This window comes from Tidjanibacter massiliensis (assembly GCF_900104605.1).
GTDB classification, from domain to species: domain Bacteria; phylum Bacteroidota; class Bacteroidia; order Bacteroidales; family Rikenellaceae; genus Tidjanibacter; species Tidjanibacter inops.
The window spans coordinates 199,181-223,409 of record NZ_LT629960.1 but is presented as its reverse complement, the minus strand read 5'-3'; the positions used below and the strand labels follow the sequence as shown (position 1 = coordinate 223,409).

The window sequence follows — 24,229 nt, the reverse complement described above, 5'->3', positions numbered from 1 at the left end:
CCATTCTCCGGACACGCCCCGTCACCCTTTTTCGCAACGCCTCCGTCCGACAACTGTCCGGAACGCACAAAGATAGCCCTTCAGTGCGTCGCCTACAACTGCGTCCCCAAAATCACTCGGCAGTGTTCCTCGTCGTCTCTCCGCTTTTCTGGTCCGCCCATCCCCCTCCGGAGTTCCGGACCGACCGCTGCTGAAACGGTTACAACTTCAGCATATACTGCCCGTACTGGTTCTTTTTCATGGGTTCGGCCAACTCATACAGCCGTTCCCGAGTTATCCACCCCTTCCGAAAAGCTATCTCTTCCAGACAGGCCACCTTCAGTCCCTGTCGCTTCTCAATCACCTCGATGAAGGTCGACGCCTCGGAGAGCGAATCGTGCGTACCCGTATCGAGCCATGCGAAACCGCGGCCGAGCAATTTGACCTTCAGCTCGCCATCCTCCAGAAAACGCTGGTTCACGGTCGTTATCTCCAGCTCCCCGCGCGCGGACGGTTTGATGTTTTTCGCCACCTCGACCACTTTGTTCGGATAGAAATACAACCCCACCACAGCATAATTGCTGCGCGGCTGTGCGGGCTTCTCCTCGATGCTCAGCACATTGCCGTCGTCATCGAACTCCGCCACGCCATAACGCTCCGGGTCATTCACCCAATAGCCGAACACCGTAGCCTTGCCATTGTATTCGGCCGTATGTACCGCATCGGCCAGCATCGACGTAAAACTCTGACCATAAAAAATGTTGTCCCCCAACACCAGACATACGCTGTCGTCACCGATGAACTCCTCGCCGATGAGGAATGCCTGCGCCAGGCCGTCGGGACTCGGCTGCTCGGCATAGGAGAACCGCACACCGTAATCACTGCCGTCCCCCAACAGTCTGCGGAACATGGGCAGGTCCATCGGAGTGGAGATTATCAGGATATCCCGAATACCGGCCAACATGAGTACCGATATCGGATAATAGACCATGGGTTTGTCGTAAATCGGCAAAAGCTGTTTGCTTACCCCTTTGGTAATCGGGTACAGCCGCGTACCGCTCCCTCCCGCCAAAACAATTCCTTTCATGATATATATTCTATAAAATACTCCTATATTTTCGGATTTCTATCGAGAACAAATCCGGTGACAAGCTGCACCATCTCCCCAAAATAACCCTTCTGATAAATTTCCCGGTATTTCCACCGGTAACGCGACATATTGGACAGCAGTTTGAACCGCTCCCACCATTTACCTTTTCCCCTGCTGTTAATCAGATCGTTATCATTCAATACGGAACTGAGTACCCGATCTGCATACCGGCTATCCACTGTTATTTCCGGATTCTCTACCCGCAACCCGAGACCATGTACCGCAATGGCCGTCATGACATCCGCATACCGACGCATGTGATACCTGTCACACACTGCATAAAAGGTCTGCCAATCCATATTTTGCTGCTCTCGGGCGACAAAACAGGCCCAATCGCAAATATGCCGCAACCTGATTCCCTCGCCAAGAAAATGCTTCAACCCATGGAACGTCAAAAAAAGAGCATTGAACATAACCGGAGGCAGTATCATATCCGTCCCCGGAACCTTATCTTCTGCAGCACCTTCCTCCAGTAACCCTTCCAAAAAACGCTCCAATTCTTTCGCCTCCCTACTACCTCGAACTCCGATACAAAACCGATGATTCTCGACCATCAATCCTTTATACAGAATATGAGAATGTTTATATCCGGACTCTTCCAATACGGCGCCAGCTCCTACCGCAATACTATCGCCCAACTCCCTATCCTGACCCAAAAAACAATCGAAATCACCACACTCCCGATGTTCCGGCACAGGATAATACCGACTGACTGCAAAACCTTTCAGCACAACAGGACGAAAACCGGCAGCAGTCCATAGACCGGCAAGTTCCGCTCCATTCGCCAACTGCATGCAATAACGATTCTCGATATTCTCGACACTCAACGCCCACCGTAAATTGAGGTTTCTGGGCGGTCGGTTCTCTTTGGGCAACAGGGACACGGCATCGTACACAACAGCCAGAACTCCTTGACGGGCTGCCAACCGAAACAACGCTTCCCAATCCGCCCTATCCCACGCCGCAACAGACGCCGCATCGCAACGGGTATCGAACAGGGCATTACCCACAAACGTCAAAAAAGTCTCTTGTATGCGCTCATCCATGTCTCACAATTTCACCGAGAGTACCGAATATGAATTTGATATCCATCCAAAAAGACGCACGATGCACATATTCCAGACTAAGCCTCAACTTATCCGGCATTATCACCTCTCTGTAATATCGTTCGGGGTCTTCCACAGTCGCCAACAGTTCGTTCTCATTACGATAACGTATGGAAGCCGGGTCGGTAAGACCGGGGCGCACACACAGCACCTCCATCTGTTCCGGCGTATACATCGCCACATACTTACGGACTTCGGGCCTCGGTCCGACAATGCTCATATCCCCTTTTATCACATTGATAAGTTGGGGAAACTCGTCCAATTTGTATTTACGGATAAAATGCCCCGAGCGGGTAACCCGCGGGTCATTTCCTCCTACGGTTATAAGCCCCTGCCTATCCGCCCCTACTCGCATCGACCGAAACTTGTAAAGATAAAAATCACGATTTCCCCGCCCTACCCGTACCTGTCTATAAAATACAGGACCCGGCGAATCCAGTTTTATCCATACCGCAATCGCTGCAAATACAGGCGACAACACGACCAGTACCACAGAACTGGAGACTATATCGAAAATACGCTTACCTACGGCCACCTATCAACTCTGCAAAATTAGTTACCACATATTCAGCCTCCTCATCCGTCAGACGCGTATGCAACGGCAGGGTAATCTCATTGCAATACATGGCGTACGCATTCGGGTAATCCCGGATATCGAAACCGAGGTTCCGATAAGCAGTCAGCATGGGTAACGGTTTATAATGGACGTTGGTAGCAATGCCACGTTCCGCCATTCCGACGATGACCGCGTTGCGCTCCGCCTCTCCGATTCCCAGCACCCTCGTCAGGTACAGATGACCGCTGGAACGATACGTATCACCATAATGGCCCAATACCTGTACGCCGCAATCCCGCAACGCCTCATCGTAATAAGCTATCAGTTGCCGCCGTCGTGCCAGCAATCCGGGATAACGCTGCATCTGCACCAGACCGATAGCAGCCATGATATCCGTCATGTTGCATTTGTAATAGGGAGCGACGATGTCATACTCCCACCCGCCGAGTTGTGTTTTCGTCAAAGCATCTTTGCTTTGTCCATGCAACGACATCAACTGAAACTGTTTATAAAGCCACTCGTCCGCTATACCCGCAACAGGCCGCCAAGTCAACGCCCCTCCCTCCGCAGTCGTGAAATTCTTGACGGCATGAAACGAGAAGCTGGTAAAATCCGCGATTTCACCGCACATTTGTCCCTCCCGGGAAGCCCCGAAAGCATGGGCAGCATCCGCCAATACGACAATTCTGCCAAAAGCTTCCTGCAAAATACTCTCCGGTCGAAACAGGGGCCTCTTGTTCTCGACCACCGAGAATATCTTTGCATAATCACACGGAATACCGGCAAGGTCCACAGGAATGATTACTTTGGTCCGCTCGGTGATGGCTTCCGCAAGACGGTCATAATCCATCTCGTATCCATCCCGTACTGTATCGACAAGCACTACCCGCGCCCCTACGTGACACACGACGCTGGCCGTTGCGGTATAAGTGTATGCCGAAGTAATAACTTCATCACCAGGCCCGACGCCCAAAACCCGCAAAATCAGTTCCATACATGCCGTAGCGGAGTTCAGGCACACGGCCCGGCCCGTACGGCAAAACGCAGCTATCTGTCGCTCCAACTCTTTCGTACGCGGCCCCGTTGTAATCCATCCGGAACGCAAGGCCTCCGCCACCTCAACTATCTCCTGCTCTCCGATGTCAGGAGGTGAAAACGATATCTTCATCACTATACTTTACAAGCCCTCTATATTCAACTCCTTAGTCCCATGCCAATCGATTAAACTATCTGCCTGTCGCAAATCGACAAAGTCGAAATCATGAATAAATCGTTTAAACTTACCATAGTTACCACGCAACGCCACCCTATTTTTAAACTGTCGTATCAATGGTAAATGTTTCATTTGTGGTTGTCCTGGGTCAAAATCGCTCGGATGGAAATATGCCATCACATAAGAACTGCGCATCCAACAGTTCAACAAACCGTAAGGCATCACCCGAAAGTATCCGCCTCCGGAAAAAGCAATCCGTCTACCGCATATTTCCGCCATATTGATTGGAAATTCTTTCAATGCCCCTTTCGGCCCGGTAATAACAAACGGTCCATCCACCTCCAAACAAGGGAACCCACCGAACTCATGTTTCGACAAAAATACAGAAGAATCATATTTAAAACCAAGTTCTGTCAATACATCAAATACCCATGTATTCGTTTTTGTCACTGAAAACGATGGTACTCGAAATGCGTCCACCGGCTGTCCTGCAACATCTTCAATAAGACATTTGGCACGATAGGTATCATTCCGAAACTCCTGACGTGTCATTCCGCTTGCAAGTTCATGCTGATAAGAGTGGCATCCCAAATGATGCCCTGCCGCCGTAATTCGGACAATTATATTAGGATGATGTTCAGCTATCCAACCAAGACAAAAAAACGTAGCTTTCTGCTTCTGTTCATCCAATGCGCTCAATATTTTATCGACACCTTCATAAATACGAACTTCAAACTTGTCCCACTGCAAATCATGCGAATAATCGTCATGATTATACCAGTCTTCAATATCAAATGTCAATACATTCATATCAACACAGTTTTGACCGACGGAACCGAGGATTCAAATATTTGATAACTCCAGCCACACAACCGGCTAACATAGGCAGCGGGTCATTCCAATAGCCATCCTCATAAAAAATATTTTTCCCAAAAAATCTGAACCAAGACGGACGGAAACGAAAACGCTCGGGAGAAAACAGAAACCACATGACATCCAGTCCCATATAACGCAATATCTTTCCCGATTCATACCGATACTCCGGAACAGGAAGGCCCAACGTATCGCGAAGTATCACCGAAGGGAAATCCACTCCTGACACATAGGCCGCTTTTATACTCGCCGGCGTCCGCGGGTTGATTTCAATGATTTTATATGTTCCCGTATCCGCCTCCTGCATAATATCGAAATCTGCAAATCCCACCCATCCTATCCTATCAAGCAGACTGAAACACATCGCTACAAGTTCCGGTTCCTCTACGCTCTCACAATAACAACTCGTTCCGCCCTTTAACGGGAAATACCTGAGAATTCGAATAACAGTCTGCCCCAGACACTCTCCTGCAGCCCCTCTGTAAAGCATGACATTGTAATATACTCCGGTATGCCGGATATATTGCTGCAACGTACAGCTACCAAATTCCTTTATCACCGCACCAACCTTCGCCCGTACCTGTTCCGCAGATTCAACATAAACAATACCGCGGGCTCCTTCGGAAATATCCGGTTTAATCAAAGCCGGGAAACCAACATATGCCACAGCCTCCTCAAACATATCAGCGGAAATAGTGAAAGTGCGAGGATGAGGTATATCGTATTGTCGACAAATATCCATTAACCGTCCCTTATTATGAGCCGTACAAAATATCTCATAATCCGGCACCGCACATTTCACGCCGAATTGTTTTTCCAGTTCAGTTTTATTTTTACTGACAAAAGCCGCACTACCGTCACTCAACGGGATGATGACATCTATCTGATGGGTCGCAAGAAAACTCATCAATTCCAACCGGAATCCTTCCGAATCAGTTTTCACATCCGGACAAATAATACGTTTCCAAAATGCATGCGAGAAGTAACCATAGGAGATACGCGATGTCATAAAACCATACACCACACATCCCTCTCGTTTCAGCGCCCGGGCAACTGTTATACTCTGCACATCCTGTGCATCCGTCAACAATACTCTCATATTCACCCCTATACTTACTAACGTCCAATCTCCGCAGCAAGCCAATTGATTATGGACACTACCCGTTCCATATCCTTTTCCCTAAGTCCCCAATAAAACGGAATATTCAACACCTCTGCTGCAATATCAGAAGCATGTTCACAACTACGTGGACAGACTGTATAACTGAAACTAAATGCCATATCAACGCCTTTTTCGAGACACGCATCATAAAACCGTTTTTTGTCCTTCACCAAAATAGCATATTTGATACAACAAGCTTCCGAACAGACAACCGGTTTGCGCAATACCCGTGTATTCCGGATATGTTCGTCATAATAATGATACATCATTTTACGCCTCTCAATAAGTTCCGGCAGAATTTCAATTTGCGGGATTGCCATATAAGCCTGCCATGCAGCCATTCGATAACGATAATAATCATCGGGGACTAAATTTAAAGCATGCTTATCGTCGAGTTGGGCCTTCCCCTTTCGTTGCATGGTCACATAATGAAATATACGATATATGATTTTATTCCTGAGCACAAGATATATCATCCCGATTACCGTATGCTTCAGACGGAAACGTATGCCTGGAATGCGACATTCCATTACATGCTGTTCTATAGCATGAAGTTCAGCCGCATCGGCGGCTATAATAAACCCTCCTTTCGAAGGAACGGTCACAAGCTTTGTGGAATCAAAACTGAAAAAGGCATAATTCCCGAATAATCCTGTCAGCTTCCCATTATAAACCGTTCCAAGCGAAGCCGCACAATCCTCTATCACTAACGCCCCAGCCTTCCGGCAGATATCGCATATCTCCTCGATTCTGCACGGGTTGCCATATTGATGTGTCGCAATTACAATGGAATCGTCATCCACAAGATGCACCAATTTCTCCGGCAATATATTAAAATCCTCCAGGGATACCTCCACATACACTACCTGTTTACCGGCCATCAAAGCAGCCTCCGTTACTGCTTTGCATGTATAGGAAGGAACGATAACTTTCTTATGATGCAAATAAGACAACAGCAAAAACAAGCTATTCCGACCGGACGAGGTGAGCACCACATCCGCAACTCCGAAATATTGCGCAAGCAGGCGTTTCAATCGTTTGCAGTATACACTCTTCTCTCGGACAAACAGACTGCCGACAAGACGTTTCCAGGTATAATTTACTCTGGAACGAGGCAATAATCTTACCGTCATTCTCTTCACTCCGTTTTACGCATTTTCAACACCCGGGCCGGAACGCCACCGACAATAGCATAAGCAGGAACATCGCTCTTGACAACCGCCCCGGCTGCGACCACTGCGCCCTTTCCGATAGTCACTCCGGCCAATATAATAGCGCCGAATCCAATCCATACGTCATCTTCCACCACTATCGGAGCGTCATAACAATCCTGGTCCATGATTGGCACATCCGGGGTGTCAAATGAATGAGTATAAGCCACAAACATCACATTCGCAGCAGTCAGAACATTATTACCAAGCGTTATTGTTCCAGTCCTTTTCCCCGCCTGAAAAACATTGTTATGGTTAATGGAACAATGATTACCTATTCTTATCCTTTCCGGCTGCCGTAACATGACCGTAGGATGAATCTTACAATCTTTGCCGATAACAGCCTGCTGACGACCGACAATGCAGTTGACCGTATAGTACTCCAACAACCGGAATAAATCTATAAAAAAGCGTAAAGTTACGACACTCCACAATGCCGCCTTGAACCAATGCCATTTAGACGGTTTAACGTAATTATCGACCCTGACAAACTCCGCTCCCATAACAAAGTATTTCTACCAATTTATTGATACCGCCCCCCATGACTATACAAATAATTAATCAACCTGTGCCTAATTTTCTTGACCATAAAACACGGCAGCGAGACTCCGTAACACATCAGAAAAGCCACCGGTGCCGGAAACCCCAGATAGTCCCGATATATCATCAAATGATATCTAAACAACGAAGACTTATCGGAAGAAAGCGAGCCCTCATTCCCGGAACGCCATGAGCTCAACCGTTCAGGAAGGCAATACGCATAACGAGTAACCCTCAAAATATCTATCCACAAAAGCCAGTCTTGACGTTTTCGGACATTCTGCATATAAAATTTTCCAATACCTTCCGTATCATACATTACAGTCGTCGTTCCAATATAATTCACTATCATCGTACTGCGATAGGAAACACGGGGAACACGTTCGTTAATCGCAATGACATTCCCTGCCGTATCTATCACATCGGACTTGGTATAAACGAACTTATATCCCTTTTCCGACATGAAAGCTATCTGCCGTTCCAACTTACAGGGTTTCCATAGGTCATCGCTGTCGCAAAATGCAATATAACGTCCACGCGCCTCCCGAATGGAATTGTTCCGCGCTACCCCTGCACCGGAATTCGCCTCTAATCTAAACAACTTAATCCGAGTATCTTGTGCCGCATAACTCCTCACAATATCCACCGTGTTATCAGTAGAACAATCGTCCGTTATCAACAGTTCCCACTCCGTATAAGTCTGAGCCAAGACCGACTCTATCATATCCGCAATATAATTTGCGGCATTATAAGCAGGCGTAATGATTGAAACTAAATCAGACATATCTCAATCGATTGTCGTAATAAAATCTTTCAGTTTCTCCTTATGCGTGTGCAACTTTACACCCCAACGAATCGTAAACTCGATGTCATCTTTAAAGTACTTTTCCAGTTCTCTACGAACAAGGGGAGTCATCTTCTCGGCATAAGTCAAAGGTTGTTCGATATTGATAATCACTTTCCCAACCTCCTCCTGCCGCGCTTGATAGTTCAATACACACCCATCATTCAACGCTACATTTTTAAACACATAATAGAATGTCAGACTCGGATATTTCCCCGTCTTTCCGATGACATTTTTCCCGACCCGTCCACAGACATCCACAATAACCGGATGCTGCCTTCCGCAAGGGCACTCATATCCCGCATCCGCAAAAGTAACATAATCCCCCAATCTATACCTAATAATAGGGAAAGAACGAGACAACATATTGGTTACGATGATTTCTCCTTCTTCATCCTCGACATACACGTTCTCCATGCAAATATGCATGTTCTTGCCTTCAGGACATTCAAACGCAATAATACCCGCTTCTGCAGCTCCGTACTCACTCGTGCAATCCAAACCAAAAGCCTGCCAAACCTCCTGCCGATAATTCGGATATATCTTTTCCGATGTAGCCTTTATCATCTTTAGATGATAATCAGACATCGTGACTCCATGCTCGTTAATATATTTAGCCACCTCATAAATCATGGACGAATACCCACTTAGATACGATGCCTTCTTCAGTCTGTGACAAAACCGTTCAATATCGACAGGAGCATACGAAAACATACGGAACCTATTGCACAATTCATCGAGGATTCTCGTGTTGAATCTCTTTCTCTTATCGACATTATAACCCCACAGATAACCGTTCCTCTCCCACGGCATGACACCATACCAACTCATCCCTCGCATAACCGCAGCGCGATGCCCCGAATCCCACTCTTCATCGCGATAAAACAATAACGGCTGACCGGAAGAACCCGACGTCTCGGAACGCCGCAACTTATCGAAAGGATAAATCGATTGTATTTCCCGGTTATGCTGAATCAGAACGGACTTATCCGTTATCGGAAGCGCTTTCATCTCTTTCAGACTCGTCATTTGCGATGGAACGAATCCAATCTCTTTGAACATCGTCCGATAAAAAGGAGAATAGAGATAAGCAAACTTCAGAAAACTTTTCATTTTCTCCAACTGATAATAGTCCAGTTGGGCCCTTTCCCAACGGTCGCTTTTCTTCAAAAAATCGAATTGTTCCATCAACGATGGATTCCTCATTCTTGCTCCCGCCTCATATATCAGTTTTCTCAACATAACCGCCTCGAATCAATCATTTGCTATACATCATACTCTTCTGCATCGTATACCCCGTTTTGCAAAATCCTTTACAATCGCACAAACATAAGAAAATTTGAATTTAGTTATATTCTTTAAAATAATCATACGATTATCTTTCCGATAACGCCGAACTCGTTCACGCAGTAATGAGTAATACTCCTCATTACTCATATGATGCCCTATCAATGTATTGAGATAAGAGAATCGATATGCTGCCGGTACGTCTTCCTCCGCTATAATTATTGGAAAATAATCATCGCCTATGTACACATAATCAACATCGGTAACAATTTTCTCCTCCTCCACATCCAACTTCACAATAGCGGCATAACGTAATGGTTCCCAGTGCATATTGAATACAAAATTCCCTATCGAATAAAAGATGTATTTTCCTTGATAAATTTCATATCCTTGCAATAAATGCGGATGCATCCCCACTACCAAATCATATCCGATATCAATCAGGAAATGAGCAAAATGTATCTGGTCCACATACGGACGGTCAATAAACTCATTACCCCAATGCACATACGCAATCTTGAAATCCAAATGAGCATATTTCGCCAGTTCGGCCTCTATCTCTACATATTCAGGATTATACCAATATAAAGGATTCTTCTCAAAATTTTCTTTACGTTGAGAGAAACCCGTTATAGCAAACCTTTTTCCCTTATATACAAACTCAACACTACGTCGCTTACATGTACCGAAATAACAACTGCCAAACGATGTCAAATGCCCAAGCATTTCGTCAAATGCTACACGCCCGTGTTGCATCGTATGATTATTGGCTATATTATAAAAATCAAAATGCGTAATCCCCGCAAGATATTCCGGAGAAACAATGAACTGCTTACCATATATTCCCTTTTTTGAGGAAACACGTGCGGTAACCCCCTCGAAATTACCTATCCATATATCGCCTTCTTTTCGATTGATACCGGCAAAAGGATCCGCTCCTGCAGCAACCGCACTGCCGACACCAAACCCGGTATCAAAATACCCATCCGTAAGATTTACATCTCCAACAATCCCTATCATTGCCGTTTAATCAATAACTATTCCCTGTTACAGACATCGAACTGCTATACGGTAAGACCATAATATCTCAAAACATCAGTCATCTGAGAACTATTCCGGTCCTGTGCAATATTGATATCATGTAACGCTGAAGTATGAAAATATTGATAGAAAAAATCTACCGCATAATACGACACATTTTTTCCCAACACATACTTGCGTAATGTTCCTTTTTTCAATGCCATAGCAAAAAACCATATGTCGTCCGCATACGGACATAACCTCATGAAAACTTTCTCATTAAACACCTCCTCGTCAAACGCTCCAGGCGGATACAACACCCCTCCATATCCTAAAGCCATGATTTTCCGGGCATCATACGGAAAATTATCCCGTATCATATAGGACAACATCCATTTTCTATGAGGTTCCAATATTCCGTCTGGCCCATACGTAGGATACTGCACTTTCAAAGCATGTATTGATTTTTTATCCGTCTGATACGCTTCATAAAGCGTCGTTAAGAAGTTTCTGGAATAATACAAATCATCGTCCACCGTAACGATAACCTTATCTGGATAAGCCTTCAAAGCCGGTAACAATTTGGTATGCGACTTCACATCATGGCAGAATCGTATTTCTAAACCCGACCTTATGAGTCTTTTCATAAGTTTCGGAACATTATTCATACTCCACTTGGTTTCATCCAACCATAAAATAACTTTATAAGGCCGGACATCTTGCTTCAGAACAGAATAAACAGCATAGGGAGCACACCTTTTTACCCGTGCTCCATAGCTGGTTAAGGAGACAACCAAATCCGGAACATATGTGGCCTCCGTACGGCATATAGTTTTTCTCAATCGGATGTCAAACCATGCTTTTATCCGCAGACAGCATCCATTGAGAGCTCGGAAAAGTATATTTAACTTACGTTTCATCCTCTACATTAAATTATTCGTTTTTACCACCACGAACCCGATAAAACAATAATATCCTCAAATACAATACACGTTGTTCCCAAGGTATTTGCCTAATAAAGATTTTCGGAAAATGCGTTAAAGCATATACCACCCGATACGACAAGTATTGCGGATAGCTATACCATTTTTTAATAAACAGAAAATTTCCCTTCGTGGAAAGAATATTGATTTTATACGGATTACTGCCTCCCTCCAAATGTACTATTTCCGGCCCCGGTACAATACGGCATTCGTAGCCAGCCAATCCATAACGTTTCTGTAAATCATTTTCCTCATGATACATGAAAAAAATCGGGTCAAAAAATCCCTCTTGCTCGATTACCTTGCGCCGGATAAATAAATCAGCACCTATGATTACAGGCACTGTGGTACCCTCAATCGGCAAATCCGTTGACCGAATAACAGAATCATCCCTACCGAACGCAGATACTAAGACACTTTGCCATGCATTTCTCCACCGTAAATAGTCCCCATAAGAATGGCTGTATCTTCCATCCGGCCCCGACAACATACAACCTAGACAAGCAACCGTCTGCGGCAGCACAGACATCCTGTCATAGAAAATCTTCACCGCATTATTCAAGAGGTAAGTATCGGAATTCAACAAAAAGACATACTTCCCATGGGAATATTCATACCCCAGATTATTGGCTCTACCAAACCCCAGATTAATCTCACTCTCTATCAATATAATTCGTGTATCCTTTCTGAAAAACTCCCTGCTACCATCCGTCGATGCATTATCCACTAGAATTACCTCGAATTCAACGCCTTCAGTATATTGGAAAATACTGTTAATACATGCGGCCGTCAATTCTTTCGTATTGTAATTAACTATAATTATCGAAACATCCATTGCTTTTTTAATTTACATGTTCCGTTACGGGCAATTGACGTGTGCTGCCGCCAATATATCTGTTCAAATACAAAATAGGAATGAAAATGATAAACAAATAGACGAAACTACCGATAAACGGTCGCTGATAGATAACACCGTACAACAGGAAAAAATAGATGAAAAACTCTTTGGAAAACTTCAGGCGATACAGTCCGAACAAAGTAAATGTCCCCATATAAATGACAAAGAATATGATACCATAATTCACTATCACATCCTTATAGGATGCCCCTCCCTGATTATACAACGTATTCGCACTGCGCCCCAAACCGAAATAAAAATCTTTCGAATTAACGAACTCCGTTTTATACCAATAATCGAAATGTGCTTTCGTACGGTCATCTCCTGTCCACTCACCATTCTCTATCTCCAAACGGCTAAACACATAACGCTCCAAGATTTCATTTTCCTGCCACAGGTAAACTGCAAGAGCAACCAACACGGTCGTAATGACCTTATATCGTATTTTCGCAAACAATATTACGTAAATTGCAAAAATCACATAAAAGAACAAAGAGAACGAGAGAATCCCAGCAATGAAAATCGGGATATTAATCCATTTCTTAAAATTAAACTGCCGTGTCATCAGAATTGCACCGGCAATCGTTCCGACCACTCCCGGCTCATCATACATCCCAAAAAATCTGGGCAATATATCGAACGTCTTGCTGGGCATTACAAAAAAGGCATAAGCCATGTAATCATAGGACTTAAGCGTATTCAATGCATTTATAACCCTATACGGCATACCTATATCGAAGACGACGACCAAAATATATTGGATGACCGATAACAAAGAAGTAATCGAAAAAACATATACGAACTTATCAAACACCAATTTCAAAAACCGAGGGTCGGTAAAGAAAACGATTCCCATCAAACTCGTAACGACAGTTCCCACAAAAGTACCGCCCCCCATAAAAGCCAATACCAAATAAATCAGAAACAATAACGTGGTAAATACCACATAACCCGTATCACGATTTATCCGAAAATGCTTCAAAGAAATCAAAAGACACACCATCATGAAATAAGGCGAACTCACCGACCAGAAAAAGAAAGGCGGAATGGAAAACAATAGACATATCGCATATATCCATGCCTCAACCTTCTCCACGGAAGATGTCTGTATCATAGTCGTCTTCATGCCTCAATTTATTGCAGGTTTCTGATAATCCGGGCGGGATTACCCGCCACGACTGCATATGCAGGCACGTCTCCGGTCACGACACTTCCGGCTCCAATAATAGCTCCGTCACCGATATGCACTCCCGGCAATACCGTAACCTTATCTCCTATCCAAACATTCCTGCCAATTGCAACTTCCCCTTTTGAATACAGCAACCTCCGATTCGGAGCTTCCAACAATTGTTCTCGGTCAGAAACTTGCCCATGTGCATGGTCTGTCACGGTAAGGTCGCGACCCGTCAAAGTTCCGGCACCTATCACCACACGGTTAATCGCTGTAATATGTGCTCTTGGTCCCAAATTACAATTATCGCCTATTAAGATACTGGGGAGAAACTTACTCCCAGCAAATTCAGAATAGGCACTAAGAATAGTGTCCCCATGAATATGAACACCATGTCCTATTTCTATGTACTTCCCGCCTATTATTCTGATTTTCGGAGTAATCCACACATCGGAAGGACACGATTTAAACTCCCTCCGCTTATATTGCGAATAGTACATCCACCATACGAGATACTGCAACCTGCTGAGCGGTCTGAACAAAGACGTACAACAAGCAACTCCCGACAAACAATATCTCACTATCTTTTTCGCTCCCATATTCATCCTTTTCTACTGCGCACCAGATACGCCAATAAACGGCCACTGAGGACATATCCTACAAACCATCGGAATACTCGCGGGAAAAGCCATGCAGTACGAAACTTAAACTTTCTTATTACGAATCGTTTGAACGTATCCGTATAATGGTTCTCTCTATCTATATATCCTTCGCAAAAAGCATCATAATCTATGTCTACCCTTTCATAATTCCTCAGACTCGTATTACAAGTCAATATCTTCTTCAAATCGCTTCCAAATTGTTCCGGGGTAACGACTGCATCATGCAACTCTTCCCCCCGCCGTTTCCGGTATGATGCATCTTCTATCAATCGGCCTGCCTCTTCAACCAAACTAACTGCATCGGTATAGGTTATTTTATAAGGCCGATTCACACACACGACCTCCTCGATAAACCTCGCCCTATCCTCCTCCCGATTATAAGCCAATACGGGCTTTGCCGCCATGGCTGCATATTGACACATCAAGCCTCCGGAAGCCGGATACGTATTAAGGTATATATCGCAATGTTCAAAGATAGCTGTTATATCCTTTCTGAACCCTAACAAAAATATCCTGTTACAAAAATTATTTTCCTTAATGAACCTTTCAAACGGAGCGGTATCTCCCGTACCGGCATATAGCAAAACAACATCGGGGTATAAATCAAGAATGTTCTTTACAATTTCGAAATATTTCCCACCCGCGCCATAAATCTTATATAGTCCTCCTCCAGAAAACAGGACTGTCTTCCCGGCAGTATTTTCCGGGAAACCAGCGAACGGCCAGCGATTCTTTATCGGATAATAAGGTTGCAACAACAATTTTTCCCGGGCTATCCCCCTGCGTTCTTCCGAGACCGTACATCCATACGGTCTAAATTCAAAGACATAATCCGAGCAACTGCACCCCAGCCAAAACGCATGGTCGGTCAAATTGATTTGATACCTGATAATTTCGGACGGCAATACATTGAATACACTTACGGCAAAACCGGACCACGGCCATAAATGCATAAAAAGGCGCTCCGGTTGAAATGATACTATTTTATCGTACAATAACTGTGACCGGGCTTTCAAAGACAATTCCTCCGGAAGGATATATAACTCCGCTTTCTCACAAGCCTTCAGTTCACGGACGGTATCCCTCCCTTCATCTCCATATGGCCGCTCAACTATCACGAGTAACTTATCGGCATAAAACATCAAAGCTCTCAGATATTGCTGTATAATTCCTCTGTTATCCAAAAGCGCCGCCACATACATGACACAACGTCCCCCAACAGCAACATACGATTCATTCCGACAGACAAGTCGATTGGACACCTTTATAAGAATGTCTTCCAGCTCGTCATCCCGGTACATCCAGTTAAAACGGTAAGCAATTTCCGCTGCTGCATTCGTATAGGCCACGGCATCTTCGTAACGTTCCTTCTCCAACGAACTTACAGCAAGTTTTTTTACTTTGTCGTAAAACGATAAGATATCTTTTTTTCTCACAAGCATCACTTCCTTCCGCCCCTTTGGTGTAACTTTTCTGTCAAGGTTCTCAAATTTATCCGTCGATTGAATTCAAACAAAGCATACACTCCGATACACACAATCAATGCGATACCCGTTCCATAACCTGCATTCCACAATCTTTCGCCTAACGGAAAAATAAGTATCATCGCCAATAGCACCGTAAACAATCGCCAATAGCCGTTATCATATGATATACCATACCGTTTATACGCGACGAGAGCAACCCAGAGAAAATACACTGTGAAATTGAAAGTATAAGCATAGCCAATACCGTCCAACCCGAAAAAGTGAAACCCGACCAAATAAGCCGGCAGGGTAATGATTTTCGTACCTAATTCATTAAAAAGAAAAAGCCGACCGTCTCCTTTCGCCAGAAAGACAAAACTCAAACCCCACGACCCCGCCTTGATTAACGATCCGATAAGCAACCATTCTGTCATTCTGACTATTCCAATAAACTCTCCGGAATATAACAGCTCTATAAAAAATGGCATAAAAACAATCATAACAATCACAAGAGGAGCCAAAACCAATAGTGCAATCTCCGTCTGCTGGTTCATCATTGTTCTGACCACACGATTATCCGTAGCAGCTTGTGAAAGACGAGGATAGTAATCTTTGGCCATAGCCGTAAATACCAGCCCCAAATAAGTACCGTTCAAGGCCCAGCCGGCCTGATAAAGCCCGACATCAGCAATGCTTCCTGTTCTTGCGATAAATGTTTTTACTACAAATTGCACAAGCGTAACACTGATACCGCTCAACGACATCATGACACCCAATTTAACTGTTTTGAGTCCGATATGATAACTCTCCCCATATGTCAAGCGGGCATCCGGAATGTTCGCCTTTTTCACATAAAGCAGACTGACAACAGTCGTAGAAAGCGCAGTTAATATCAATGCCCATACAATACCCCGGTCCCGAAAAAAATAGAACATAGGCAACGAACATAAAAATCCGGTAACCGCACCAAAAATGTTGGCTTTTGCCATCAACCGCAGATTCCTTGTTCCCTGCAACGTAGCATAATTCCCATTATATATACCGGACAACAGTACGACGCATGACAACAGCACAAAAGAAAGGACGTATTTATTACTTTCGAACAGCCACTGACTCAACCACGGAGCCAAAACAATGGTAACAAGAGCACCGAACAATCCCGTGGCCCATATCCACCGATTAATAGCTTTCACGGTACGTGCAACTGACGAAAGGTTGTTTTGTCCTTTCGCATAAGCAATGTCCCGAACCGCACTGTCCTGCAGCCCCAGATTCGTTATGGAATATATTAGGGAAGTCGCCGAATTAAAAAGGCTCATGATACCAAACCCAGTAGTACCGAGCCATAATGCGACGATTTTGGATTTCAATATAGATACAAGTATATTAATTACCTGTACACCTCCGAATAAAGCCGTCGCCTTAAAAGCAGTTTGATATCCCTCTTGCTCTTTTTTTATCTCCTGAGTATCCATAGCTGCGGCCATTGTCATTCGACTTACCGGAATGCATTTACTGCGTTTACAACCAGCTCCATGTCCACATCGCTCATTACCGGACTCATAGGCAGACTGAGTTCCTCCGCATGTATTGTTTCAGTGATAGGAAAAACCAAACTATTCCACTCTTTATAACACTCCTGTTTATGCGGCGGAATAGGATAATGAATAATGGTTTGTATACCTGCTTCCGCCAGATACTTCTGCAGTCTGTCTCGCTCAGGACAACGGACGGGAAAAATATGGAATACATGGGCATACCAGTCTCGCACCTTCGGCAAGGTAACCAAAGGATTCACAATCCGATTGATATAATAACGCGCAACCAGTTTGCGAGCTTCGATATCCTCCTCAAGATGTTTCAATTTGACATTTAGCACAGCAGCCTGTATTTCATCCAACCGGCTGTTGCGTCCACAATATTTAAACACATACTTTTGAGCAGACCCATAATTAGCAAGCGTCCTGACCGTTTCCGCCAACTCCGGGTCATCCGTGGTCACCGCTCCCGCATCACCGAAAGCCCCCAGATTCTTACCTGGATAAAAACTATGTCCGGCCGCATCTCCCAGCGCACCTGTATGCCTATGACCGAACTGACATCCATGTGCCTGGGCATTATCTTCAATCAGTTTCAAACCATATCTATCGCATACTTCACCGATTTGGACCGTATAAGCACATTGTCCGTACAAATGTACGATAAGCACTCCTTTCGTTTTAGACGTAACCAATCTCTCAATACGATTGCCATCAATCTGGTAAGTTTCCAAATCAGGTTCCGCCAATACCGGTACGAGTCCGTTTTCCGTAATCGCAAGAATTGATGCTATATATGTATTCGCAGGAACGATTATCTCATCACCGGGCTGCATGACGCCCATTTCGATATATGCTCTAAAGATCCAGATGAGTGCATCCAAACCGTTAGCACACCCTATCGCGTATCGCGTCCCGATATAAGCAGCATAATTCTCTTCGAATTGTCGATTCTCCTCCCCCTGAAGATACCAGCCCGAATCGACAACACGTTGCACTGCTTCATGAATCTCCTCCGCATATTTAGCTGTTACGGCCTGTAAATCTAAAAATTTAACCATCCTATCTTATATTTTTAGCTGCGACCAATTTCTCTTCAATGTCGATTTCATTATACTGTCGAATTTCCGTTACAGCGGACGACAGTTTAATCGACGAAAAATCAGGCAAAGAACGTTTGACAAAGGTACAAGCCCCTACCAAACATTTCCGACCAATTTTCACACCGTCAAATACCATGGCATTGATTCCGATGAACGATTGTTCTCCAATAGTCACTTTCCCTGCAACCATTGAAGCTGCCCCAATAAAACAATGGTCTGCTATCGTAGTATAATGCCCAATCCATGCTTTGGATTTAACAAAAACATTATTCCCAATAGTAACATTAGATTCAATTACTACATTGTCTGCTATCCAACAATTTTCACCTATGCTGCCCATAGAATGAATTACTGCATTAGGTGCAATTACATTAACAAAATGAAATCCGGCATCTTTTAATCGCCAATACATTTCTTTACGCTGTCTATTAATATAGTTCCACTGAATAGGCACAAAGATTCCCACCTCATTTTTATCTATTTTCTCACTCAGCTCCTCTATCACATAAACTGGAAGACCGCAACAATATTCTTCTGTTTTATATTGATGATCCACCGCAAAAGCAATAACATCAAACAGTTTGTAATCTTTAATAAAAGAATAAATATCTTTAGCTGTATCGGCAGTTCCGATAAGGACAATCTGTTTCATTTCTCATGAACTAATTGATACTATCCTAAATCAAATACTCATAAGTATTGTACATGACTCCTCGTCCCCCAAAACCTTCCTTTTGAAAAATCAGTTTCTCATTCAAGATGGTTCCCATTTTTTCCGTCGATTGACCGAAATCAAAGACAGGAATCTCTGCATAACGCTCATTTATCAAGAAATCAAATAAAATATCAAGGGCGCCTTTGGCTTTTCCATCCTCATTCGCCGATATATATTGAACATGTAAAACCCGTCCTGTTTCAAAAACGACCGTTCCTCCCAACGGCATCTGCCCCTCTAAACAAAGAAACAACCTGATATTCTCAGGGAAACGACTTTTCAACAAAGAAATTTCGGCTAAAGAATGAACTGGCATCACACCGTATTTAAAATTCAGATTTGCCGATAATATCTCCCAAAAAGCAGCCATATCATCCGATTCCGTAACAATGAGCCCTTGTCTTTTCGCCTTACGAACACCCGATTGCCGCGACTCAGAAAATTTAAGTTTATTATTCTGATAAATAGTCGATGAAATATTACCAGCAATCAGACGAGCATTTTGCCTAAACAAGGCATACAAATCCTCCTGGGCAGGAATATCCGCATAAATATACGGAATTGCTTTATATACGACTTTTGCGACACCATTCTTTTTCAGGAAAGAATTAACCTCCTCGAAAATCTCCAACATATCCGCAACAGTTACCTTATCATTCAAAATAAACCCACCATATGTCAGTCCCTGATGCGAATACAAGATATCTCCCACTACATTTGCAGGCAAAACCGCACTCAATCTTCCTTTACGGTATATCATTAATGAACAATCTCTAAAACGGTCCGCATGATAATCCATATATCCTCTGTTAAACAGAAAGGTACCATTCTTGGATTTTTTCACAAAATCATTCCATTCACTGGCTAGACCAGCTGAATACCTCACAACCTCAACCATGTTTATAATTGATAAAGTCAGGATATTTTCTTATATAATCAGCTTCTTCATAAACCTGAGAAGCCAACACAAGGCAGACCGAACCCGAAGAGAAATCATCAAGTTCACGCCATATACCCGGCACAATGAGCAGTCCTTGATATGGTCTATTCAATACGAACGTGCGCTTCACGGTCCCATCATCCAAAATAACACTGAAACTGCCACTGGCCGCCACCATCAACTGATACAATTCTTTATGCGCATGTCCTCCGCGTGTCTCCCCGCCCGGTACATCATACAAATAGTACACACGCTTCACATCAAAAGGAACCGTTATTCCGTTCTCAACAACCGTAATGTTCCCTTTTTCATGATGATGCTTGTCCAGCTCCACCATAGTACAGTCATATACCGTATTACCTTTCATTACGAAATGATTTAAATTCCAAGTAATTCCGTATATAATCAGCCGCATTATAAGCAGTAGAGGCCAGTATCAAAGCAAGTGAATTCGTAGAGAAATTACTCAATTCACGCCACACCCCCTTAGGGACATATAAACCATAATACGACCTGTTCAACGAATAGGTACGTTTATGTACTCCGTCATCTACAAAGACATCAAAACTTCCTGATAAAGCAATGATAAACTCTTCATTCTCCTTATAGGCATGCCCACCCCGGGACTCACCTCCCGGCACATCGTATATCCAATAAGTCCTCTCGACGGCAAATGGAATATGCGCCATCTCTTCAACAAAAGACAAGTTCCCTCGCTTATCTCCTATCTTAGGAAGATTCAGTATTTTACAGTCGTATATATTCATTCAATCAAACTTAACCGTTTACGGACATGGATGCAACTGCCATAACACGACATCGTATTTTCCACACAGTCCAACTATCATACATTCACCAAAAGCCGGCTAAAATTTTTATATATAGAACAAAAATCATTCAAAAGTAGCCATTATATTTCTCTTGGACAAGAATAAGTACCTGCTACGCATCAACAACTGTCACGATAAATACCCCTCTTACAGCAGCGGGCTTGCCAAGCGGGCGAGGGATTCGTAAACGGCATGGAGATTGGGGCGGTTCTCCCACGATTCGGGGGTAACAGCAACGCTGTTGCCGATATCGCCCAGGAAGTAACCGGTCAGTTCTTCCGCCACTTTGGGGTCGTACATGATGGCCGACACCTCGAAATTATCCTCGAAACTCCGTATATCCATATTGGCCGACCCCACCGAACAGAAGTTGTCGTCTATTATCAATATCTTGGAGTGGTTGAACCCCTTGCAGAAGAAATAGACCTTGATACCGGCATCGAGCATCTCGCCGATGTAGGAACGGGAAGCCCAATAGACTATCTTGCTGTCGGAACGGAAAGGCAGGATGATACGCACGTCCACACCGCTGAGGGCCGCCACCTTGAGTGCCGTCAGAATGGCCTGGTTCGGCAGAAAATAGGGAGTGGATATGTAGATGGATTTCCGCGCCTTGTTGATGGCGGCGAAAAACGCCTGCATGATGGAAGCCCAGTCGGAATCGGGACCGGAAGAGGCTATCTGCATCGGGGAACGGGTACGTATCCGGCTCTTGGGAAAATATTTCTCGTCGTTGAGCAGTTCTTTACCGCTGACGAAATACCAATCCGTCATAAAGATGGCCTGCAGCATGTTCACCGCATCCCCCTCTATCCGCAGATGGGTGTCGCGCCACGGGCCGAACTTCGTCCCGTGCACATAACGGTCGGCGACATTAATCCCGCCCGTAAACCCTATCTTGCCGTCCACGACCACTATCTTGCGGTGGTTGCGGTTATTCAGCTTGCTCGTGAGCCACGGGAACACGACCGGCATGAAACAGCATACCCGGATTCCCATGGCCCTCAACCGCCGGGCGTGGCGGCGCTTCATGTTCCAGCTGCCGACATCATCGTATATCAGACGTACCTCCACCCCCTCTTTCACCTTCCGGGCCAACAGGTCGGTCAGACGGCGCCCCGTTTCATCATTCTCGAAAATGTAATATTCCAGATGTACGGACGATACGGCCCCTTCGATAGCCTCGAACAGCTCCTCGAATTTCGCCTTCCCGTCATTGAGTATCTTCACTTTGTTCCGTACTGTCAGGAGCGCCCTGTTGTTATTCAGCAGCAGGGTAATGATATCCTTATTGGCTTCGATGGGTTCGATGTGCTGAATATCCGGGTCTACGAGTTCGCGCAACTGCACCCGGCAAAGCCGGCCTATCTGCTCGAAATCATCTATCTCCTTGCGGTTGAAAATCTTCTCTTTCCGATAATTGCGGCCGAACACCATGTAGAAAACGATGCCGACCACGGGCAGCAGCGTAATGACGAGTATCCAGGAAAGGGCCTTGACCGGGTCGCGCAGGTCATGAACGATGACGATGACGGCGGCGGCAATAATCACGAAATACAACGCCATGATTACGCTCCGAATATCGGACATGGATATCATCGATGCGAACATACCAGCCATAACCGCCACATTACATTAGATGGACTGACAAATATAGCAATATATTCGTTGAACACCGAAAATTGCCGTCGGACGGCTGCCCGACCCGCACTCGCAGATGCGATTCGGTGGAGACAAATGCACGCAATCCGTCCGGATTCCTTCATCTACCCCGACAAACGCGCCTGACGGACTGCCGCATCCGCCAGCACGTTCCAAAATAAGCAAGAGGCAAATTTGTTTTTTCGGTTTAATTGCCTAACTTTGTAAGCGTATTCAAAAGTGAAGCAAGAGGGTTCCGGCAGCGGAATTCTTTTTTTGCATGTACCTATATAAACTGACGGTACACACCGTGAATACCGGAAGAACCGCCCCTACGCCTATCCCGGAAGGGACGTGCAAGGTACCTGACGGTCCCGTACAAGACTCGAACGCCACAGGGATTCCGGCCGATGTGTCGGGATTGCTCTTTTCAGGGAGAGGGCTGTTCCCCGTGCGTTCGGGAGTTTTTATGAATCATATTAACCGCTTAACAGCCGGAACCGACCGGCAACAGGAGTTATGGCAGAAGTTACATACATGACCCGCGAAGGGTACAACAAGCTCAAGGCAGAGTTGGAACACATGCGCGCGAAAGAGCGCCCGGCTGCAGCCGCAGCCATAGCCGAGGCACGCGACAAGGGCGACCTCTCGGAAAATGCCGAATACGATGCGGCCAAGGAGGCTCAGGCCATGCTGGAGATGCGCATAGCCAATATGGAGGCTACGCTTGCCGGTGCCCGTATCCTCGACGAGTCCAATGTGAATACGGACAAAATACAGATACTCAGCCGTGTCAAACTCATGAACCACTCCACGAACAAAGAGGTCGAGTACACGATAGTATCGGAAAAAGAGGCCAACCTGAAAGCCGGCAAGCTTTCGATAGGCACCCCCATCGCCCAAGCCCTGCTCGGCAAAAAGAAAGGCGACAAGGTCGATGTACAGGTACCGGCCGGAACGGTATGTTTCGAGGTACTCGACATCTCCATATAGATTAAAGGACACACTCCACCGACGGACTGCCGGTATGCTCAGGCGTACCGGCAGTTTTATGTTCCGTCCGACCTATCGGGCCCCGCCCCCGTTCCCCGAGCCGTGCAGGATGTCTTCCTGACACGGTGAAACGGCTCGGAGAAGCGGCTCCGTCCACACAAGCCGAACGGCGCGCCACGAATCGCCAAGGAAACCGCTCAGGTCTCCTGCATTCCGGGGAGCGTTTTTCACTTTGCCAAGAGAGATTCCCGCCGGCTGCGCGCAACCCGCCGGCCTACGATATCGGACAGACAACGCGTAATTCCTCTACCGCACCGCACGTGGAGTACGCCGACCGACATTGCCGGC

Annotated in this window: 23 protein-coding genes and 1 pseudogene; 1 reads left to right on the top strand and 23 read right to left on the bottom strand. The window is 45.2% G+C overall.

The features are described from left to right. Positions 1 to 199: 199 nt before the first annotated feature. The 23 genes and pseudogenes from rfbA to cls form a co-directional block, all read right to left on the bottom strand. Positions 200 to 1,066: a glucose-1-phosphate thymidylyltransferase RfbA gene (gene rfbA, locus BQ5361_RS01850; protein WP_035471582.1), complete on the bottom strand. Its 867-nt coding sequence runs from the start codon at positions 1,064 to 1,066 to the stop codon at positions 200 to 202. Positions 1,067 to 1,089: 23 nt separating this feature from the next. Then, positions 1,090 to 2,175: a nucleotidyltransferase domain-containing protein gene (locus BQ5361_RS01845; RefSeq protein WP_052130941.1), complete on the bottom strand. Its 1,086-nt coding sequence runs from the start codon at positions 2,173 to 2,175 to the stop codon at positions 1,090 to 1,092. Next, positions 2,168 to 2,770, bottom strand: coding sequence for a sugar transferase (locus BQ5361_RS01840; RefSeq protein WP_035471580.1), 603 nt, complete (start codon positions 2,768 to 2,770; stop codon positions 2,168 to 2,170). Before BQ5361_RS01840 ends, BQ5361_RS01845 begins: the two co-directional genes overlap by 8 nt. Then, the gene (locus BQ5361_RS01835; RefSeq protein WP_035471578.1) at positions 2,757 to 3,959 is read right to left on the bottom strand and encodes a DegT/DnrJ/EryC1/StrS family aminotransferase; all 1,203 of its coding nucleotides are present in this window, start codon (positions 3,957 to 3,959) and stop codon (positions 2,757 to 2,759) included. The genes BQ5361_RS01840 and BQ5361_RS01835 overlap by 14 nt, the downstream gene beginning before the upstream one ends. Before the next feature lie 9 nt (positions 3,960 to 3,968). Continuing rightward, the gene (locus tag BQ5361_RS01830) at positions 3,969 to 4,814 is read right to left on the bottom strand and encodes a polysaccharide deacetylase family protein (RefSeq protein ID WP_035471576.1); all 846 of its coding nucleotides are present in this window, start codon (positions 4,812 to 4,814) and stop codon (positions 3,969 to 3,971) included. A gap of 1 nt (position 4,815) precedes the next feature. Then, complete coding sequence (locus BQ5361_RS01825; protein WP_035471574.1) at positions 4,816 to 5,976, bottom strand: carboxylate--amine ligase; 1,161 nt, start codon at positions 5,974 to 5,976, stop codon at positions 4,816 to 4,818. A 17-nt stretch (positions 5,977 to 5,993) separates the two neighbouring features. Continuing rightward, positions 5,994 to 7,172, bottom strand: a complete 1,179-nt coding sequence (locus tag BQ5361_RS01820) for a DegT/DnrJ/EryC1/StrS family aminotransferase (RefSeq protein WP_081976762.1) — start codon at positions 7,170 to 7,172, stop codon at positions 5,994 to 5,996. Positions 7,173 to 7,177: 5 nt separating this feature from the next. After that, positions 7,178 to 7,753: an acyltransferase gene (locus BQ5361_RS01810; RefSeq protein ID WP_052130939.1), complete on the bottom strand. Its 576-nt coding sequence runs from the start codon at positions 7,751 to 7,753 to the stop codon at positions 7,178 to 7,180. Between the two features lie 20 nt (positions 7,754 to 7,773). Beyond that, positions 7,774 to 8,574 carry a glycosyltransferase family 2 protein gene (locus BQ5361_RS01805; RefSeq protein ID WP_035471568.1) on the bottom strand — a complete coding sequence of 267 codons (801 nt, stop codon included), beginning with the start codon at positions 8,572 to 8,574 and terminating at the stop codon, positions 7,774 to 7,776. A 3-nt stretch (positions 8,575 to 8,577) separates the two neighbouring features. Beyond that, positions 8,578 to 9,876, bottom strand: a complete 1,299-nt coding sequence (locus tag BQ5361_RS01800) for a phenylacetate--CoA ligase family protein (protein ID WP_035471566.1) — start codon at positions 9,874 to 9,876, stop codon at positions 8,578 to 8,580. A gap of 30 nt (positions 9,877 to 9,906) precedes the next feature. Next, a complete protein-coding gene (locus BQ5361_RS01795; RefSeq protein ID WP_071424898.1) occupies positions 9,907 to 10,941 on the bottom strand; it encodes a CapA family protein in 1,035 nt (344 codons plus the stop codon). A 44-nt stretch (positions 10,942 to 10,985) separates the two neighbouring features. Beyond that, entirely contained in the window at positions 10,986 to 11,861 is an 876-nt protein-coding gene (locus BQ5361_RS01790) for a glycosyltransferase (protein WP_143047463.1), read from the bottom strand. A 13-nt stretch (positions 11,862 to 11,874) separates the two neighbouring features. Then, entirely contained in the window at positions 11,875 to 12,759 is an 885-nt protein-coding gene (locus BQ5361_RS01785; RefSeq protein WP_071424896.1) for a glycosyltransferase family 2 protein, read from the bottom strand. A gap of 7 nt (positions 12,760 to 12,766) precedes the next feature. Further along, on the bottom strand, positions 12,767 to 13,948 hold the full coding sequence (locus BQ5361_RS01780) for a hypothetical protein (RefSeq protein ID WP_071424895.1): 1,182 nt from the start codon (positions 13,946 to 13,948) through the stop codon (positions 12,767 to 12,769). A 23-nt stretch (positions 13,949 to 13,971) separates the two neighbouring features. Then, positions 13,972 to 14,133: pseudogene (locus BQ5361_RS10930) on the bottom strand (DapH/DapD/GlmU-related protein); the annotation flags it as partial. A gap of 461 nt (positions 14,134 to 14,594) precedes the next feature. Next, positions 14,595 to 16,091 (bottom strand): glycosyltransferase family protein, encoded by a 1,497-nt coding sequence (locus BQ5361_RS01770; RefSeq protein WP_143047462.1) that lies wholly within the window; start codon positions 16,089 to 16,091, stop codon positions 14,595 to 14,597. Positions 16,092 to 16,096: 5 nt separating this feature from the next. After that, complete coding sequence (locus BQ5361_RS01765; protein ID WP_035474461.1) at positions 16,097 to 17,608, bottom strand: O-antigen translocase; 1,512 nt, start codon at positions 17,606 to 17,608, stop codon at positions 16,097 to 16,099. An 11-nt stretch (positions 17,609 to 17,619) separates the two neighbouring features. Beyond that, a complete protein-coding gene (locus tag BQ5361_RS01760; protein ID WP_035474463.1) occupies positions 17,620 to 18,720 on the bottom strand; it encodes a DegT/DnrJ/EryC1/StrS family aminotransferase in 1,101 nt (366 codons plus the stop codon). A gap of 1 nt (position 18,721) precedes the next feature. Then, complete coding sequence (locus tag BQ5361_RS01755) at positions 18,722 to 19,414, bottom strand: acetyltransferase (RefSeq protein ID WP_052131154.1); 693 nt, start codon at positions 19,412 to 19,414, stop codon at positions 18,722 to 18,724. Positions 19,415 to 19,439: 25 nt separating this feature from the next. Beyond that, positions 19,440 to 20,375: a GNAT family protein gene (locus BQ5361_RS01750; protein ID WP_071424892.1), complete on the bottom strand. Its 936-nt coding sequence runs from the start codon at positions 20,373 to 20,375 to the stop codon at positions 19,440 to 19,442. Continuing rightward, on the bottom strand, positions 20,368 to 20,784 hold the full coding sequence (locus tag BQ5361_RS01745; RefSeq protein ID WP_071424891.1) for a sugar 3,4-ketoisomerase: 417 nt from the start codon (positions 20,782 to 20,784) through the stop codon (positions 20,368 to 20,370). The genes BQ5361_RS01750 and BQ5361_RS01745 overlap by 8 nt, the downstream gene beginning before the upstream one ends. Beyond that, positions 20,774 to 21,184 carry a sugar 3,4-ketoisomerase gene (locus tag BQ5361_RS01740; protein ID WP_071424890.1) on the bottom strand — a complete coding sequence of 137 codons (411 nt, stop codon included), beginning with the start codon at positions 21,182 to 21,184 and terminating at the stop codon, positions 20,774 to 20,776. The genes BQ5361_RS01745 and BQ5361_RS01740 overlap by 11 nt, the downstream gene beginning before the upstream one ends. A 210-nt stretch (positions 21,185 to 21,394) precedes the next feature. Beyond that, positions 21,395 to 22,867, bottom strand: a complete 1,473-nt coding sequence (cls, locus tag BQ5361_RS01735; protein WP_022062717.1) for a cardiolipin synthase — start codon at positions 22,865 to 22,867, stop codon at positions 21,395 to 21,397. A gap of 540 nt (positions 22,868 to 23,407) precedes the next feature. Here cls and greA point away from each other — a divergent pair. Further along, positions 23,408 to 23,881 carry a transcription elongation factor GreA gene (gene greA / locus BQ5361_RS01730; RefSeq protein ID WP_022062716.1) on the top strand — a complete coding sequence of 158 codons (474 nt, stop codon included), beginning with the start codon at positions 23,408 to 23,410 and terminating at the stop codon, positions 23,879 to 23,881. Positions 23,882 to 24,229: the final 348 nt, after the last annotated feature.